The organism is Olivibacter sp. XZL3 (assembly GCF_004368405.1).
Classification (GTDB): domain Bacteria; phylum Bacteroidota; class Bacteroidia; order Sphingobacteriales; family Sphingobacteriaceae; genus Olivibacter.
This window is the reverse complement of record NZ_SBJH01000105.1, coordinates 1-1265: the sequence shown is the minus strand read 5'-3', so window position 1 is coordinate 1265 and position 1265 is coordinate 1. Positions and strand designations below refer to the sequence as shown.

Sequence of the window (1265 nt, the reverse complement as noted above, 5' to 3'; positions counted from 1 at the left end):
TTCATATACTCTAATTAATTACAAGTTTTTGGGCTACTTTTTTTCGGAGCCGGTTAAATTTCTTTCTCTTGGATCAAGACATATATAGTCTTGAGTGTATGGTATTTTGTTGCATACCACACTATAAATGGTCCTTAATAGTTTGTTGGATACATTGTTCATAATCAAATAATGAGGTTTGTTTTCCTGTCGTTTCTTTTGATAATACAGCTTGTATTCTTTGTTGTGCTTAACAGCCGACTTTGCACCCATATATAGAAGGGTCTTAAGCTTCTTGTCCCCAAAGGGGCTTATTTTCGTCTTTAGCACCATCTTGCCCGAACTGTTCGGAAAGGGACATACACCGGCATAAGAAGCCGCTTTGGAAGCAGTATCGATCTCCCTGAAATTCCCTGTCTTAATAATCAGGTCTGTAGCGATGACAGGGCCTATGCCTTTCACGCTTACCGCCAATTGATAATTCTCATCCAAATCAGCATTCGCTGTGATAATATCAAGCATTTCCTGCTCCACCGCATCAATCTGCTGGTCTATAAACTGTAGGGAACTTTCCAGATAACCCTGAGCAGAAATACTTTGCATCGGCATCACAGAACGACCGTGGCTGCCAGTTTTCAGTACTTTATGGCTTTTGACCAGTTGTGAACGTAAGCTATAAAGCTGTCTTAATTCGCTAATCTGTTCACTCTGGTAGGTTTTGAAAGACAACTTGTCAAAGAACCGCTCACCATACTCACGCAATCTCCCGGCATCTACTTCATCTGACTTGCCCTTCACCAGCCCAAGGCTGTGCTTGACAGAATATCCAGGTACCAGCGCAATGGTAACTTGCAGTTGGTTACAAAGAAATAGCAGCAGATCTCCGTAGGTACCTGTATTCTCCGCACACAGCACACTGCCTTCAGGTACCGTTGATAAAAAGCTGGATATTGCTGATAAGTTGTTTTTCACTGTTTTCTTCTTTTGTTGTCCCGATGCATCCAAATAGTTCACATCGAACTTGTCCTTTGATAGATCAATTCCATATACTTGCATAAACTTTTGTTTTATGCTCCGTATTGAGTGGCTAACATCGTGCTAATGGGTTCTTCCCGAAATACTCTCTGGCTTTAACTCAATGAATCTGCTGTCCTTAATATGAAAAATAGGTTCTGCCTGTTCTGTATATAAAGTTAGGGCAGCAGATGGAGCTATTTATGCCAAAGTAACACTTCTTAACATGATGCTTTTCCTTGTATTCATTTTTAAAGTTTCAAACTAACGAT

General features: G+C 40.5%; 1 protein-coding gene. It reads right to left on the bottom strand.

Features of this window, described 5'->3' with window-relative positions; translation table 11 throughout:
* Positions 1-33: 33 nt before the first annotated feature.
* Positions 34-1035: an IS110 family transposase gene (locus EPX21_RS19675; RefSeq protein ID WP_134091374.1), complete on the bottom strand. Its 1002-nt coding sequence runs from the start codon at positions 1033-1035 to the stop codon at positions 34-36.
* Positions 1036-1265: the final 230 nt, after the last annotated feature.

Bases quoted from the DNA above. Each gene is read 5' to 3' on its own strand.
- EPX21_RS19675 (WP_134091374.1), bottom strand. From the start codon at position 1,035: ATGCAAGTATATGGAATTGATCTATCAAAGGACAAGTTCGATGTGAAC.